The organism is Providencia sp. NPDC089933, assembly GCF_049545585.1.
GTDB lineage: Bacteria > Pseudomonadota > Gammaproteobacteria > Enterobacterales > Enterobacteriaceae > Providencia > Providencia huashanensis.
Genome location: NZ_JBMWDT010000003.1, coordinates 337719 through 352910, shown reverse-complemented (window position 1 = coordinate 352910; position 15192 = coordinate 337719). Strand labels below are relative to the sequence as shown.

At 41.4% G+C, this 15192-nt stretch carries 11 protein-coding genes; 4 read left to right on the top strand and 7 right to left on the bottom strand.

The genetic code is table 11. The features are described from left to right. The first annotated feature begins 452 nt into the window (after positions 1–452). On the top strand, positions 453–1169 hold the full coding sequence (gene deoD / locus ACPEH5_RS07020; protein ID WP_004914779.1) for a purine-nucleoside phosphorylase: 717 nt from the start codon (positions 453–455) through the stop codon (positions 1167–1169). A gap of 58 nt (positions 1170–1227) precedes the next feature. On the opposite strand, the gene ACPEH5_RS07015 is transcribed toward deoD, so the two are convergent. Next, positions 1228–1722 (bottom strand): GNAT family N-acetyltransferase, encoded by a 495-nt coding sequence (locus ACPEH5_RS07015; protein ID WP_042849056.1) that lies wholly within the window; start codon positions 1720–1722, stop codon positions 1228–1230. A 205-nt stretch (positions 1723–1927) separates the two neighbouring features. Between ACPEH5_RS07015 and ACPEH5_RS07010 the strand changes: the two genes are divergently transcribed. Further along, positions 1928–2944 (top strand): hypothetical protein, encoded by a 1017-nt coding sequence (locus ACPEH5_RS07010; protein ID WP_210814260.1) that lies wholly within the window; start codon positions 1928–1930, stop codon positions 2942–2944. 71 nt (positions 2945–3015) lie between these two features. Here ACPEH5_RS07010 and ACPEH5_RS07005 read toward each other — a convergent pair whose 3' ends face one another. From ACPEH5_RS07005 to ACPEH5_RS06985, 5 genes are all read right to left on the bottom strand, one after another. Beyond that, entirely contained in the window at positions 3016–5796 is a 2781-nt protein-coding gene (locus ACPEH5_RS07005) for a M16 family metallopeptidase (protein ID WP_281110699.1), read from the bottom strand. After that, on the bottom strand, positions 5786–7492 hold the full coding sequence (locus ACPEH5_RS07000) for an ABC transporter ATP-binding protein/permease (protein WP_166687405.1): 1707 nt from the start codon (positions 7490–7492) through the stop codon (positions 5786–5788). The genes ACPEH5_RS07005 and ACPEH5_RS07000 overlap by 11 nt, the downstream gene beginning before the upstream one ends. Positions 7493–7563: 71 nt before the next feature. Then, a complete protein-coding gene (locus ACPEH5_RS06995) occupies positions 7564–10335 on the bottom strand; it encodes a secretin and TonB N-terminal domain-containing protein (RefSeq protein WP_166687404.1) in 2772 nt (923 codons plus the stop codon). A 118-nt stretch (positions 10336–10453) separates the two neighbouring features. Further along, positions 10454–11440 (bottom strand): FecR family protein, encoded by a 987-nt coding sequence (locus ACPEH5_RS06990; protein WP_281110698.1) that lies wholly within the window; start codon positions 11438–11440, stop codon positions 10454–10456. Beyond that, positions 11440–11976: an RNA polymerase sigma factor gene (locus tag ACPEH5_RS06985; protein ID WP_048608459.1), complete on the bottom strand. Its 537-nt coding sequence runs from the start codon at positions 11974–11976 to the stop codon at positions 11440–11442. Before ACPEH5_RS06985 ends, ACPEH5_RS06990 begins: the two co-directional genes overlap by 1 nt. A gap of 200 nt (positions 11977–12176) precedes the next feature. On the opposite strand from ACPEH5_RS06985, the gene ACPEH5_RS06980 reads away from it, so the two are divergent. After that, a complete protein-coding gene (locus ACPEH5_RS06980; RefSeq protein WP_281110697.1) occupies positions 12177–12959 on the top strand; it encodes an energy transducer TonB in 783 nt (260 codons plus the stop codon). A 9-nt stretch (positions 12960–12968) separates the two neighbouring features. On the opposite strand, the gene ACPEH5_RS06975 is transcribed toward ACPEH5_RS06980, so the two are convergent. After that, a complete protein-coding gene (locus ACPEH5_RS06975) occupies positions 12969–13724 on the bottom strand; it encodes an AhpA/YtjB family protein (RefSeq protein WP_042847011.1) in 756 nt (251 codons plus the stop codon). A gap of 245 nt (positions 13725–13969) precedes the next feature. Between ACPEH5_RS06975 and serB the strand changes: the two genes are divergently transcribed. After that, the gene (serB, locus tag ACPEH5_RS06970; RefSeq protein WP_042847010.1) at positions 13970–14947 is read left to right on the top strand and encodes a phosphoserine phosphatase; all 978 of its coding nucleotides are present in this window, start codon (positions 13970–13972) and stop codon (positions 14945–14947) included. Positions 14948–15192: the final 245 nt, after the last annotated feature.

Genomic DNA, 15192 nt, shown 5'->3' with positions numbered 1-15192 from the left:
CGCCTTGCTACAACTCAAATTATTTAGGGTAATTTCGAGCAATTAAAGGGCGATGGGCGAGTTTTGTCGTCATGCTTTTAGCTGTAGTTCGTTGGCTGTACAAAACCACCCTAATCACATACTTGTGTATGCTCATAGGGATGGTTTAGCTTGCCGCCTTGCTACAACTCAAATTATTTAGGGTAATTTCGAGCAATTAAAGGGCGATGGGCGAGTTTTGTCGTCATGCTTTTAGCTGTAGTTCGTTGGCTGTACAAAACCACCCTAATCACATACTTGTGTATGCTCATAGGGATGGTTTTACTTGCCGCCTTGCTACAACTTAAATTATTTAGGGTAATGGCGGGGAATTAAAGGTAATGGGCAAGGCTTTGCTGTCATCTTTTTTAATAATAAGGTGGGAGACCACCTTATTAATTTAACAATATTTAATCGTTTAAAGGGAAATAATCATGGCAACTCCACATATTAATGCAGAAATGGGTGATTTCGCTGATGTCGTTTTGATGCCAGGCGACCCATTACGTGCAAAATACATCGCTGAAACTTTCCTTCAGGATGTTCGCCAAGTCAATAATGTGCGTGGCATGTTAGGTTTTACAGGGACTTATAAAGGTCGCAAAATCTCTGTTATGGGTCACGGCATGGGGATCCCTTCATGCTCTATCTATGCAAAAGAGCTGATCACCGATTTCGGTGTAAAAGTGATTATTCGTGTGGGCTCATGTGGCGCAGTGATGGATGATGTAAAACTGCGTGATGTTGTAATAGGTATGGGCGCTTGTACGGATTCGCGTGTTAACCGCCAACGTTTTAAAGAAAATGATTTTGCAGCGATTGCAGACTATGACTTAGTCCACAATGCGGTTGAAGCAGCAAAAGCAAGAAACGTGAATGTGCGCGTTGGTAATTTGTTCTCTGCGGATCTGTTCTATTCACCAGACCCTGATATGTTTAAAGTGATGGAAAAGTACGGCATTCTGGGGGTTGAAATGGAAGCTGCAGGTATCTATGGTGTGGCGGCTGAGTTTGGTGCGCGCGCATTAACGATTTGTACCGTTTCTGACCACATCAAAACGGGTGAACAAACCACGTCAGAAGAGCGTCAAACTACGTTCAATGAGATGATTGAAATTGCATTAGATTCAGTGCTATTAGGCGACAAATAGTCGTTAGATGTTTTCATTATGCACTAAAATGCCACCTATTGTGTGGCATTTTTTATCGCTATTTTTTGATTCTACTCATCATCACGGCATCGACATATTGCCCATCACGAAACGCATAGTCTCTCATGCGGCCTTCGAGTTCAAAGCCAAACTTTTCATATAGCCCAACACCACTGCCATTTGCCGCAAATACTTCTAACTCAATACGGCGCACATTCAACCAGTTATCGCAATAATCCACCATCACTTGCATCAGTTGTGAGCCAATACCTTTGCCTTGGTGAGCTTCACTGACGGTAATACCGAAAGTGGCGACATGGCGACGGCGCACTTGGTTAGGCTGACTAATGACTAGCAAACCTACAACTTCCTTATCAATAGTGGCAACAAATTGTGTTACCAACGGATCACTCGTGCCTAGCCGGGCTTCCCATATTTTTTCGCTTGGATAAGGAAGCTGTAATGTATTGGCATATGCCGAATAGTCAGCGTGCATTTGGGTGATTGCAGGGACATCGTCCAGTGTTGCTCTGCGGATGGTTACATTATTCATATAGAATCTCTTTATCGTTATTTATTATAAGAATATTAATCACATTAAAACGATAATCTGTCAATCGATAGTCATCAACGTCATGAAAGGCATTACAAATTGAGTGACTAAAAATAAACAAAATCGCTATCTGATATCACAACATAATAAATAGATATACGATTTTGGCTATATAGCGTTCAGTAATTTATTCAGAGGAATTATCATGCTTGAATCAATGAGTAAAAAAAATTTTTTCACTAGTTTAACAATGAAAAAAGTTCACATAAAGAGTGCTCCAAAAAAAGTTAAAAAATATGTTACTAAACAAATTAAAAATATTAAACAGACTCCAAAATTATCGCCCATAAATCTAAGAGAAAAGAATAAAAATAATATTGATGATATTAAATATGCAGAGCCACCTCTTCACGGTGTATTGAAAGGTAATAATCTAACTCAAGTTGGACTTGAAAGAAATGAATATAGAATAAGAGTCATTAAGAGGACGGAATGGCCGCCATTGATGGAAGCGATTACCATTCCAAATGAAATAGAAGAAAATTTCTATAGCTTATTGAAAAATAATAAAGTAGACAATAAAAGCATTGATCTCATTAAAGAAACAATTAGAGAAATGAAAAAAACGAAATCTTCGGATGACGTTGTTATTAAAATTTATGACTTTTATGAGCTTTTTATAGATAAAGAATATGTTACAAATGAATTCATTGTTAGCTATTTAAAAGAACCAATGGAGATAGCTAAAAATACAGAATGTATTGATTTAAAACCTCTTCCTCCGCTACCAAAAGAAACTATAAAAATACCAGAACCGATTGATGTTGCTAATCAGTTATATAATAAATTAACTAAAAAAATTTCTGAAATGAGTAGAATAAAAGATGTTCCCGATAAGCTATTTATTCACTTTAGAGAGAATGTTTTGAGTTTGAAGAGAGAAGAGAAACCAGAAGTATTTATTAAGAAACTAAATGAGTTATACGAATATGCATTTGAGATCTTACCGCAGGCAACGCTGAATAGAATTGAGAGTAATCTTGGTGATTATATAAAAATAAAGACTGCAATAGTCAAGCCTGTCCGTATATTCGATGATCTCAAGAAGAAACCTAAAAGCTTACGGGAGCGATTATTAAATACTATTGAATGTAAATTATTTTTTCTCATAAAAAAAATAAAAAAAGCTTATTTAGAGGTAAAAAAAATCTTTTGTTTTTGAATAGCAATAATGATAGTGCTGGATAAAAAAGCCAACAATATATTGTTGGCTTTCTAACCTTAATGACTGAATTAAGGCGTCATCATAAACACTTTTGAATTCTGCCCTAAATATTGATGAGATAAACGATTAATATCCTTAACCGTGAGTTGATGAATAATACTTTGCTGTTGGTTTAAACGCTGGTATTGCCCATCATCAGCGGCAATCTGTGCCAGAGCTTCGGTCCAATAACTTGAACTATCAGTGACTTGTGCATTTTCTGTCAGCCAAATATTTTTTGCTTCGGTTAACTCTTTTTCACTCACACCGGTTTGACGAATTTGCCCAATCGTTTTTTGGGCAATTTGCGTCATTTCCTCAGCACGTTCTGGAGAGGTGGTGAAATTCAAGCGAGCAAGGTAATAAGGCTGTGGTTTTTTCGCTAACATTTGTGAAAAACCGAGCGCATAGATACCACTGGCTTTTTCTCTTAACTCACCACGTAAACGCTGACTAACAATCGTATCAATCAGTTGTATTGCAAGTTGGTCTTGCTGTGACCACATCGCAGGTGAGGCGAATTGAATGCTGACCATGCTTTTATCACTACTACTGATGGGATAAGTTTTATTAAAACTGGCCATTTTTGGCATGATGCCTTGGTCACGAGATTTTAGTTTTTGGTCGCTCGCAGGGAGAGACGCTAACCACTTTTCTAATATTGGTTTGAGGTCACGACTGTTTATGGCCCCTGAGATAACCAACGTCATATCTGCTGTAGAGGTCACTAGTTGGCGGTTGGTTTTTTGCAACTGTTGCGCCGTAAATTGTTGCCAGCTTCCTTGTGGTTTGATGACTAATAGTTCGCCGTGGTGATAGCTTTCTTGATTAATATTATCGAGGAAAGTACGTTCTACGGGGGTTTTGGATAGGTTCAATGTTAAGGATTGTTTTTGTTGTTCTAATTTCTCACCGCTAAATTGCGGTGCGGTTAATTTTAAATGCAACAATTGCAATGCGGTTTCTAAGTTATCAGCTGGCGCTTTACCACGAAAACCGTGAGTCAGTAATTCACTATAAGGGCGCAGAGAAATTTGGTTTTGTTTAGCAAATAAAGCCAAATCACGAGCACTGTAGTTACCGTAGCCACTGCTTTCTGGCAGCTTCAACGCCCAATCAGTTAACCCCGAAGTTTGAGCCGTTTCTAAAGAACGCCCTCCCGGAAGCTGCAAATTAAACTGAATATCATCTTTCAGGTTTTTATCTGCCTTAACAATTACCTGAATGCCATTGCTTAATGTCCAATGTTCTGTTTTTTCAACGGGCAGCTTAGATTGCTCAACAATATCACCTTTGGGAACTTGAGGTAGCTGTAATTGAATCGCTTTGGAGCGCAACGTAAATGGTCCTGGTGTGCTTTGGCGTATTTTAACCCATTGCTGATTAAATGCCGATTTGTCCATTGTCGTGGCATCAGTATCGGGGCCAATTAATGCTAAACGCGGGGAGGCAGTTTGTAGGAACTTAGCGACATGTTGTTGTAAGTCCTGCGGTTTGACAGATTTTATCAACTGGTAGCTGTTATCTAACTGCTGGTGTTTATTCCACATTGGCATGTCGTATTCAAGTGCCGTTGTCAGTTGCCCTGCTATATATTCATTGCTATAACGTTGCTCTGAAGCCGCTTGCAGGCTGAATTTTTTCAGCATGGCTTGTTTGGCCGTTTCCAGTTCTTCAGGAGTTACAGGCTCCGTGGCTAAGCGCTGCAATTCAGTGAATAACAGTTGGGTTGCCCCGATGTAATCGTTACCCTTTGGATGAATAATCATCAACTGTTGAAGGCGTCGGTTATCCAGCATCGACCCTTGCTCATTGATACTAATGGAGGGCAAGATGCCATTATCGACTATGACGGAAAAGCGTTGATTTAAAATGGCTAACCAGAGGTTATCTAGTAAATCTTCGGATTGTCCTAAGCGCGTATTTAGCGGTGCGCTGACATCCTTTTGTAACGCAAATTGCACATAACGCGCCCCTTGCTCTTTATCAAACACTCCTTGCACTAACATATTGGTTGAATGGGCGAATTGTTTCCATTGTGGGTTATCTTCTGCCACTTTTTCGGGTTTAGGGAGTGCAAATAAATTATCAACCTGATTGCGTATTGATGAACTATTAAAATCACCAATAATTAATAGCGACATTCGTTGAGGTTGATACCATGTTTGATAATAGTTTTTCGCTTGCTCAATCGGTGCATTGCGTACGATATCTAATGAACCAATGGGGTTGCGTTCAGCGTAACGGCTACCGTGGTAACGTAATTTTTCTAAACTATCGTTGATGCGATAGCCCATTCCTTGACGTAAACGCCATTCTTCGATAATCACTGGACGTTCTTTTTCAAAAGCATCTTGGTCAAATGTCATATTTGACGCCCAATCTGCCATTACTTGTAAGCCAATGGCAACTTGTGCTGTCGAGGCTTCTGGTAGTGATAATTTATATAGCGTGGAATTTAAACTGGTGATCGCATTAACATGACTACCAAGTTTTAACCCTTGGTGCTCAAGCTGCTTGAAACCGGTCGTGCCCGGGAAGTGTTTGGTGCCTTTAAAGGCCATATGTTCAGTAAAGTGCGCAAGGCCAAGCTGCTGTTCATTTTCTTGTAATGAGCCACTGCCGACTAATAAACGCAGCTCAACGCCCGGTTGATTACGTTGTAGAAGGTAAACTTGCAGTCCATTCTCAAGCTGATAGTGCTGAAGGTCATTGCGCACTGGTAAGCGGTTGTTTGAAGTTGGGTTGATGGATACACAACCGATAACCGTTAGGCTGGCTATTATGGTGAGGGCTATTTTATGAAGCATATTCAGGTGTTCCTGTATTCAAAAGGTCTTTACTCACAGGTTCGGTGAGATGCAGTTGTTGTTCTGCAAACTGAGCAACAAAGCTTTGATGGCTTACTAAGACAATGGCACTGTCATGCAACTCTGCTTTTAATAGGGCGATTAGCTCTAAAGCACTGTTGTCATCAAGGGCCGAGGTTGTTTCATCTAATAAAAGTAGTTTTGGTCGGTTGAGCAATAAACGCGCAAACATAATCCGCTGTTGTTCCCCACCAGATAAACGGTTATTCCAATCGGTTTCGAGTGCTAGTTGATGATGCAGTTTTTCTAAGCCAACTAAAGTTAACGCATATTGAAAATCTTGCTGACTGAATTGAGATGTCGTTTTAGGGTAAGCCAGTAGGTTATCCAAACGACTTATGGGCAGATAAAGGCGCTGTGGAACCCACATAACTTGCTCTGTTCGGGTAATGGTACCGTTAAAAAATGGCCAATGTCCGCTAAGTGTACGTAATAAAGTCGATTTACCAATACCGGAACGGCCACTAATCAAGGTTAATTCGCCTTGCTTGGCAATTATATTCACAGAATTAATTAAGCAGCGGTTGTCTGCGGTAGAAACTGATAATTTAGCCTGCAGTGGTGGCGATTTTTCGTCGAGAGTCACTATAGCCTTGTTATCGTTTTCCAATAAAACAACAAAATTATATAAACGGGAGACCGTTGCCTGCCATGCTGCGATTTCTTTATAGGCAAAAATAAACCAACCGAGTGAAGTGGCAACACTGGTAAACGCTTGGCGTAGCTGCATTAAGCCACCCAACATAATTTCACCCGCAAGGAATTTAGGAAGAGCGAGTAATACAGGTGCTAAAGCGGTGACTTGTTGGTAACCAACAGTGTAGAAAGATAAGTTTCGTTCGCAGCGGATCAGGCGGTTCCAGTTACTAATAATTTCACCAAAGCGCCCCATCAGTTCTTTTCTATCTTGGGTCTCACCACGTTGCCCTGCGATGGCATCGCCATGTTGGCGACAATTAATTAATGCACTACGGTAATCGGCTTCACGGCGTTGTTTATCCATATGTAAACGGCGTAGTGGAAAACCAATCCATTGAGTAAGCGCGATACCAATTAGGGTATAAATAATACATGCCCAGAACATATAGCCGGGTAGGGTCCAGTCGCTATCGGCAAAATTAAACGATAGGCTGCCAGACAATGTCCAAAGAATCGCAGCAAATGAAATCAGCGTTAACATTGAGTGGAGGAATGTCACTACTAAATTTAATGTCGATTCAATCAGTAAACGAATATCTTCGGCGATACGTTGGTCTGGGTTATCGGGCTCTTGGGATGTTAGTCTTAGTAGGTAGTGTTTACTGTTCGGTGACAACCAACGGCTAAGTACTTGCTCGGTCATGCCTTTGCGCCAACGGATAATTAACATTTGCTTTAGGTAGTTACCCATCACGACGACAAAAATTAGCCCACTGACTAAGATCACGAAGTATTGCAATAAACCATACAGCGCTTGGCCGTCGAGTTTTTGTAGGGCGTTATAAAAGTCCCCATTCCACATATTCATTTTGACGTTGAACCAAACTGAGGACAGTGTGAGCCCAAGTGAGGCAAACAGGAGTATCCAGCACAAAAGGGCAGCACGCTGCCCCCAAAAAGGTTTAACTAAATAGAAAAATTGTTTCAGTGTCTTCATGACGTTTTATTCATTTGTTGTTTTAATTTAATGATTAATATTGTGTTAATTGCTCACATTGCAGCTATGACTTAAAAATCATAATTCACTTGTAACCAGAATTGACGACCCGGCTCATAGGCTTTAATGACACGGTTATCGTATGTAAAGCGATCTGATATATTTCTATTATTCAATACGTTGTTGACTTCAACTGAAACGCCAAAACCGTAAGCGAAGTCAGGTTTCCAGCCTAGACGAGTATCCCATGTGTATTTACTTGCGAAGTGTTGTTTGGTGTATTTACGAACTTGACCATATTCAGGGTCAAAATCGTACGCATTGTCATAGCGAACGGCTTGAGAGCGAGCTCCCCACCATTGCAGGCGGTTGTACCAAGTGACGTCGTAGTCATCCCAAACACTGGTCATCTCTAGATTAAGTTTAATTGGTGAGTTAAAACTGGTAGACGGTAATTTTGATGCATCGATAATTTTGCCGTTGTAAGAGACTTTATCGAGGTTAACGCGATTGCTAGGGTCATATGAGCTGTAACCCGCATCTTTTGGCGTATTACTTTCTGTTTGCTGCCATGTGAAAGACGCTGTCATAACATGAGACGCATCAGCCCATTCCCAAGGTTGGCTATTATTAACGGAAAGGGTTACGGTGTCGTGTGAGCTGCGACCGCCATTATCAAAAGTACGGATACTGCGTGTATTTGGATCTCGGGGATTGTCATACTTGGTACGGTTTCTGACTTCATCATAACCTTCACGATGCACATATTGTAAACGCCATGTGGTGGATAAAATATCTTGTTGTAATGCAAGAGTAAGTTCATCGTTATACGGTGTTTTTAATGACTCCAGCCCCTCATAATCTTTTTGGTTATCCCAATCATTTTTGTTTGGATTTAGAGAACAAGCCATTGATTCGCTATATGCCATACAGTTTTGCATACCGTCATTCTGTGCACCATATAGCGCATAAGTCAGCATTGAGCGGCCATAATAACGGTTAGCCCCCGCAATAATTTGGGTTTTGCCATCCCCAAAGACATCGTAGATCCCACTTAAACGAGGAGCAATATTGGTACGGTTTACAAAATCATCACGATCGAGACGAACTCCAGGACGTAGCGTTAATTTGCCATATTGAATACTGTCATCAAGAAAAATGGCATAGTTGGTATAATCTGCAGAATATGAGCCTTGGCGGAAACGCGTTATGTTGCTAAGGTACCCTGAGTACATGTTGTCTAGCCCAATCTCTCCGGTATAGGTATAACGGAAATAATCACGATCTCGGACATAAGTCCCTTTGGTATAATTCGCCTCAGCCCCTAAAGTGGAAGTATGAGTTAAACCTAAAGCATCTTCTTTAGGATCAAAGCGCATCACGGTTTTTAAGCCGTGAGTTTTTTGTTTTGATTCCAAGTCTCCTAAACCGCCACTGTTTTGTTCAACCATGTTCCAGTTGTCATCGAATGCACGTATTGTTAGAGAGTATTTTTGATCATTTTTACGATCATCTTTCAGGTCTTGTGTACTTGCGGTAACTTCAAGCTGGCCGAGGTCAAATTTTTGTTTGTACACAGCAGTGAAGCCAAGCCCATCATGGGTTGAGTCATATCCTGAATTGGCAATCGTTGATGAAAAGAGGCGGCTATCGTAATTAGCATAATTGGCAGACAAATCTAATGAACTCTTCTCTGATAAATCTATCGAATATTTTAAAAAGTAGTTATCAGAGATACGGCGCTGGTTTTTTTTACCGTAAAAACCGTCAAAAGGTACGATTTGGTTATTTTCAAGCACATAAGCTTCACCACCAACGACAGTCATTGGAATAGTAGAACTACGGCGAGAGGCAGAAAATACGATACCTGAATTATCGGTTACACCCGCTTCAAACCAGCCACCAAAGTCACTTTTATCATAGCGATTTTGGAAACGAGCAGGATTGGATGTGTCATTTTTTGATGTATCAATACCTTGAGTGGAATCGTGGAAAAGGTTGTTCCAACCGGAGCGGGTTAAGCGATAATACGCGTGAGCGCTATTTTCCCCTTGCCAGCGGCGGCTATTTACTTCTACCGTTCCCCCCGTAAATCCACCAAATTCGACAGGAATGTTATTGTCATACACCGTCATACTGTCGATAAGACGGCTATCGATGTAGATCCCTTGGTCGCTACTGCTCAAACGGGTTGAGGTTTCACCAAGACCATTGTCCGCGGGGTCAAAATCGTTGTTAAAGCTTACTCCATCAAGGCGATAGGCGTTTTGGTAGCTGCTTGAGCCGTGGATTGAGATACGGGAAGGTTTGATTTCCCCTTGGTTCATTGAATTACTGTCATTGTTGGCAAATTGCACTGCTGGATTAGTCTTCATTAAATCGGTGATATTGCCATCGCCCGTATTTTTTTGGCTAATTTCTTCAGAAGTCACATATTGCGGTGCTGACATAACATCGGTCGCAGGGTGGTTTTGTATCACACCAGACACTTGGGTTTCCGGTAAAACCAATGTGCCTTGGTTTAAATTCTGCTGGTGGATAACAAAAACACCATTTTCATTGACAAGTTCTAAGCCGCTACCGATAAGTATTTTTTGTAATGCGGTTTGTGCGGAGTAGTTGCCCGATAATGCAGGTGCTCGTAGGCCATTAAGTTGGCTCTTATCATATAGCAACTGGATTTGCCCTTGGCGGCTAATTTCAGCAACAGACTTAGCAAGGGGTTGCTCTGGTAAAGAGAAGGTAAGTTCTTGCGCAGAAGCTGATTGACAAACAATGGCACTACTCACCGCGACAGCAAGAGCGAGCGGCCTTAATCGGCTTTGAGTAAACTGAATTGACATAGATATCCCTTATTCTTAAGCTGCACAAAAAGTGTGCGAAAAATGCGTCATTAAAAGAATGACTACTTAAGAAGAGGGTGAAATGAGAATTATCCTCACCTGCAAATGAAAATATTTTTCATTTATTTTTTTTATTCTGAATAATCAATATGTTATTTTTATCTTGATACACGACTTGTACGGGTAATAATGATGGGAGAGCTTGAAAGAACTGTTCAGGGTGGCGCAAATTAATACGACCAGAGATTTTACTCTTGGCTAAACTTGCTGGCGAAAGCTCGACATGGGCTGACGAATAGCCACTTAATTCATCAAGTACCTCAGATAGCGGTTTATCGACAAATACCAATTCACCAAAACGCCAGCGGGCAACTTCTAACGCGTCAATATGTTGGCGCGTAATTTGGCTATTTGGCGTAGGGCTAACGGCGCTATCCCCCGCCAGTAAAAAAATAGGCTGGCCATTGTCAGTATTTTCAAAGCTGACAATGCCTTGGCTAACATTCACTGAAACTTGCTGTGAGACTTTATTGACTTCAAATTCAGTGCCAACGACTTGAATGCGTCTTTTATCCGCTTGGATAATAAATGGTCGGTAAGGGTTTGATTTTACTTTAAAATAAACGTTTCCCTTTTCAAGTGAAATATTACGGACTGGGGTTTCGTAGGCCACATGAATACGGGTATTACGATTAAGAAATAACTGGGAGCCATCTGGTAATGTGACTTCTTTAGGGGAGTCTGTAGCGACTAAAGTCATGTTATTAAGTAACATTGAAGGCAGGTGGCTGTAGGGTAAGAATAGAACAGCAGCAATAAAAACAGCCGCTAAGGTATTCCCCAAAGGGCGCCAAAGGCGAAAAAAAGGGCGTTTTTTCTCTGTAAATTCGACACTGGCAGGGCGGGGGAGCATGTCAAACTCCCGCCAAACAGCGGCAATCGCATCATAAGCTTTGGCATGTTCAGACGAAGCCGCGAGCCATTGCTTAAATTGCTCGGTTTCAAGTGCGCTGATGCGTTGGCTGTGCATGCGAGTAAACCACAGCGCCGCTTCCTCATCAATACGGTTTGCATCATCTGATGTTTGCAAAGAATTATGTGTCATTACGGGTTATTGCCCTGATTATCAAGGTGTTTTTTACAATGAACTAGTGCTGCCGCAATATGTTTTTCCACCATACTGATTGAAATTTCCATTCGCTCAGCAATCTCACTTTGAGATAACCCATCAAAACGATAAAGTAAAAAAGCTTCTCGTCGGCGAGGGGGTAATGTTTCGAGAGCGTCACTTAACAGCTGGATACGTTGCTGATGTTCCAGAATTTCACTGGGATCAGCTTGCCTTTGTTCAAGATTGAATTCATGTATGACTTCATCAATGGGGGTTTCTGATGTCGTTTGACGTTGGTTGCGTCGCCAGTGATCAATTAAAACATGATTAGCAATTTTAAATAGGTAAGCTCGGCTCTCTTTTACTGGTGTTTTTTCTTTGCGATTAAGCCATAGTGTAAACACATCCTGTGATAAATCATCAGCATCATTGCTGTTATCTAGCCGATTGCGGAAAAAGCGCACAAGCTGGCTATATGTTGACTGATATGCTCCGCTAATTTTGCGGGCAAGGGATTTATCAATAGTCATTTTGCTGGTGTTAATATCATAAAATGCACAAACAAGGAGTGGGGACCGATGAATTGTGCTGATTAATAATCTGCTCAGATTGCTTTTGTAATTAAATCAATGGGTTATTTTTCAGGCTGTGTTTTTACTAATAATAATGAATATCATTTTTGTTTGTATTATGCCTATAATTAACAAAAAATAAAGTCGTGAGGCAGAATATGAGCAGTATGACGGGCAAGTTCGAGCGCCCGATTTTCCGTCCACTGGGCGGTTTGTTTTTAAGTTGTCTTTTCCATGGAACACTGGCAGTCATTTTCATCGGATGGTTTACTACTTCAATCCCGAAAACAGGGGTATTGCCACCTGCAATTTCACTACAACTCGGGGTATACCAGTTAGAGCAGCAGGCTGAGCCTGAGGTTAACCATGCGCCAAAGCAGCAAGTCACAACGCATGAAGAAGTCTTGCCAGAGGTAGTTGAAAAAACGGAAAAATTACCAGAAACTGCCATCGTAGATAATGGGACGTTAACCAAAGTTAGTGAGAAAAAGCGCCCACCGAAAAAGAAAACAGTACAAGAGAAAAAAGTGCTTGAAGAGGTTCCTACTGCAGATCAAGAGTCTACAGTAACCTCTGCTCCCGCGTCGGGGAGTGAAGCGAGTAGTCGGGCAAATTTTTCCAGTAATGCCTCTGCTGCACTAAGCGGTCACCAAGTCTGGCAGAGTGAAGTCCATCAGCGTATTGCAAAGTCAAAACGTTACCCACGTGCGGCCCTGCGTTTCCGTTCAACTGGGGTTTCTCAGGTAAAAGTGGTTGTGGACAGTAAAGGTGAGGTTATTACTGCCAGTTTATTTAATTCATCGGGAACTAAAATATTGGACAAAGAAGCCTTAGCCACAATTTCACGTGCAGCACCTTTCCCTATGCCACCAGAAACACTGTTGGTGGATGGGCGAGTCGAATTTGTTGCACCAATCGTGTTTGATACTACTTCGATTTAAAATTAACAGTTATTTATCGGCCTGAGGAGGCTTGCTTTTGGGGGCAGGCCGCTTTGGACGGTAAGGCCTAGGTTCTTTTTTTCGTCTCAGACGGGCTGGTTTAGGTTTTATTGTTGTTTTGCTAGTAAGGTCATCAGGTTCGTTTTCTTCAGGGTTATCTTCAGTATTTACCACTAATGGCGGTGGCTGTTTGTGGCCTTTCTTTTTCTTTAAACGCAATAATGTATTGGCTAAAACAAAACCGATACATAAAGCGAACAGAATAAAAATCCTTAATACATTCGTACTGTTATCTGCTTGCTGAATTTCAGCAGAAAGTAACTCGGTATCGATAGTTAAACGCAAATAGCCCTTTGGCTCTTTTGCCCCTTGGATTGGTACAACTAATTGATATTGAAAGTTTTGTAGTGATGAATTGCCATCGATAGCTAGCCGTTCTTTTACGGTGGCAGGTTCGCCGACTTGTGTCACAAGAACGCCATTGGCAGTGTAGATGCTGGCATCTAAAATATACTTATCTTTTGCAATGTTATTTAAATTGGCATTAATTCGGTCTAAATTAAAATCTTTGCTGCCGGGGACAATATAATCGGATAAGCTGAAAGCGACTTGTTCTGCGAGCACGTAGGTCAATTGTTTAAACTGTTCAATTCGGTTTTGGTTTTGGCTATTACCCAAATATGAAACACCATGCATAAGTAAGGTTACCAGCGCAATGCAGATAACAATAATGACTGTTTTATGTAGCCTAAAAGTTTGTTTCATTTGGTTAGTTGATGCTCTTTGTCAGTATATCCGTCATACTTCAGGTTATCGTATTGTTAGCGGCACTTCACTACCTAAAATGAGTGATTTAAGGTATAAATTGCAGCGGTATATAAGATTTAAATAGTATACATAGTTAATCGGCGCAAAAACTAAGGCGTTGGCGTTAAGTATAGTGGCTTCGTTCGGCTACTCGCAACTCATCATTAAAATAAAGATTACATCGATTACAGGAGCTAATTTTCATGTCAACGAGTTTGACCTATTGTTATTTACCCGACGAGATCCAAAAATGGCCCGGTTTGCCACTTTCTTTGAGTGGTGAAGAAGTGATGCCTCTGGATTACCGTGCAGGTGACAGTGGGTGGCTACTATATGGCCGTGGATTAGATAAAGCTAGGATCAGTAATTTCCAACAGCGATTAGGGATCGCGATTGTGATTGTGTCCTCATGGCGTATTGATGATTACCAAGTTGTCAGAATCGCTGGGAGTATTACCCCTAGGATTAAAAAGCTCGCTGATGAATGTTTATTAGATGTGGTACCGCTAGGGCAAATTCCACGTTTGCGTTCACCAGGTCTGTTATTGATGGATATGGACTCAACTGCCATTCAAATTGAATGTATTGATGAAATTGCTCGTTTAGCCGGTGTTGGTGAGCAAGTCGCAGAGGTGACAGAGCGTGCAATGCAAGGGGAGCTAGATTTTACCGAAAGCTTGCGCGCACGCGTTAGCTTACTAGAAGGTGCAGATGCGTCAATTCTTGACCAAGTATTGGAAACATTGCCTTTGATGCCAGGGTTGACTAATTTGGTGCGTAAACTTCAAGCCATGAATTGGCATATTGCGATAGCTTCTGGTGGGTTCACTTTCTTTGCTAATGATTTGCAGCAGCGGTTAAAACTCGCAGCCGCAGTTGCTAACCAGCTCGAAGTTAAAAATGGCAAACTGACTGGTAAAGTCAAAGGGCCAATAGTCGATGCAAAATATAAAGCCCAAACGTTGGTCAAACTAGCTGAAAAACTGGAAATACCTATCGAACAAACAGTGGCAATCGGCGACGGGGCAAATGACTTGAAGATGATCCGTAAAGCAGGGCTGGGTATTGCATATCATGCGAAACCAAAGGTGTATGCAAGGGCGAAGGTGGCTATTCGTCACGCGGATCTCATGGGGGTGATGTGTGTGTTGAGCGGGGGCTTGAAGCACGAGGAACGCTAAATATTCGTTATATTTCGTGCTGTGGCGGTGTTGGCTGCACTCGGCTGCTTGGGTCACATACTTTTGTATGCTCCCCAAGACATCCTCTTTTGCCGCCTAGCCACAACCCGAACTATTTTGAATATTGGTATCGATATTTTATGGTTTGCGCTGTGGCGGTGTTGGCTGCACTCGGCTGCTTGGGTCACATACTTTTGTATGCTCCCCAAGACATCCTCTTTTGCCGCCTAGCCACAACCCGAACT

Bases quoted from the DNA above. Each gene is read 5' to 3' on its own strand.
- deoD (WP_004914779.1), top strand. From the start codon at position 453: ATGGCAACTCCACATATTAATGCAGAAATGGGTGATTTCGCTGATGTC.
- ACPEH5_RS06985 (WP_048608459.1), bottom strand. From the start codon at position 11,976: ATGACTATTGATAAATCCCTTGCCCGCAAAATTAGCGGAGCATATCAG.
- ACPEH5_RS06995 (WP_166687404.1), bottom strand. From the start codon at position 10,335: ATGTCAATTCAGTTTACTCAAAGCCGATTAAGGCCGCTCGCTCTTGCT.
- ACPEH5_RS07010 (WP_210814260.1), top strand. From the start codon at position 1,928: ATGCTTGAATCAATGAGTAAAAAAAATTTTTTCACTAGTTTAACAATG.
- ACPEH5_RS07015 (WP_042849056.1), bottom strand. From the start codon at position 1,722: ATGAATAATGTAACCATCCGCAGAGCAACACTGGACGATGTCCCTGCA.
- ACPEH5_RS06990 (WP_281110698.1), bottom strand. From the start codon at position 11,440: ATGACACATAATTCTTTGCAAACATCAGATGATGCAAACCGTATTGAT.
- ACPEH5_RS07005 (WP_281110699.1), bottom strand. From the start codon at position 5,796: ATGCTTCATAAAATAGCCCTCACCATAATAGCCAGCCTAACGGTTATC.
- ACPEH5_RS06980 (WP_281110697.1), top strand. From the start codon at position 12,177: ATGAGCAGTATGACGGGCAAGTTCGAGCGCCCGATTTTCCGTCCACTG.
- ACPEH5_RS07000 (WP_166687405.1), bottom strand. From the start codon at position 7,492: ATGAAGACACTGAAACAATTTTTCTATTTAGTTAAACCTTTTTGGGGG.
- ACPEH5_RS06975 (WP_042847011.1), bottom strand. From the start codon at position 13,724: ATGAAACAAACTTTTAGGCTACATAAAACAGTCATTATTGTTATCTGC.
- serB (WP_042847010.1), top strand. From the start codon at position 13,970: ATGTCAACGAGTTTGACCTATTGTTATTTACCCGACGAGATCCAAAAA.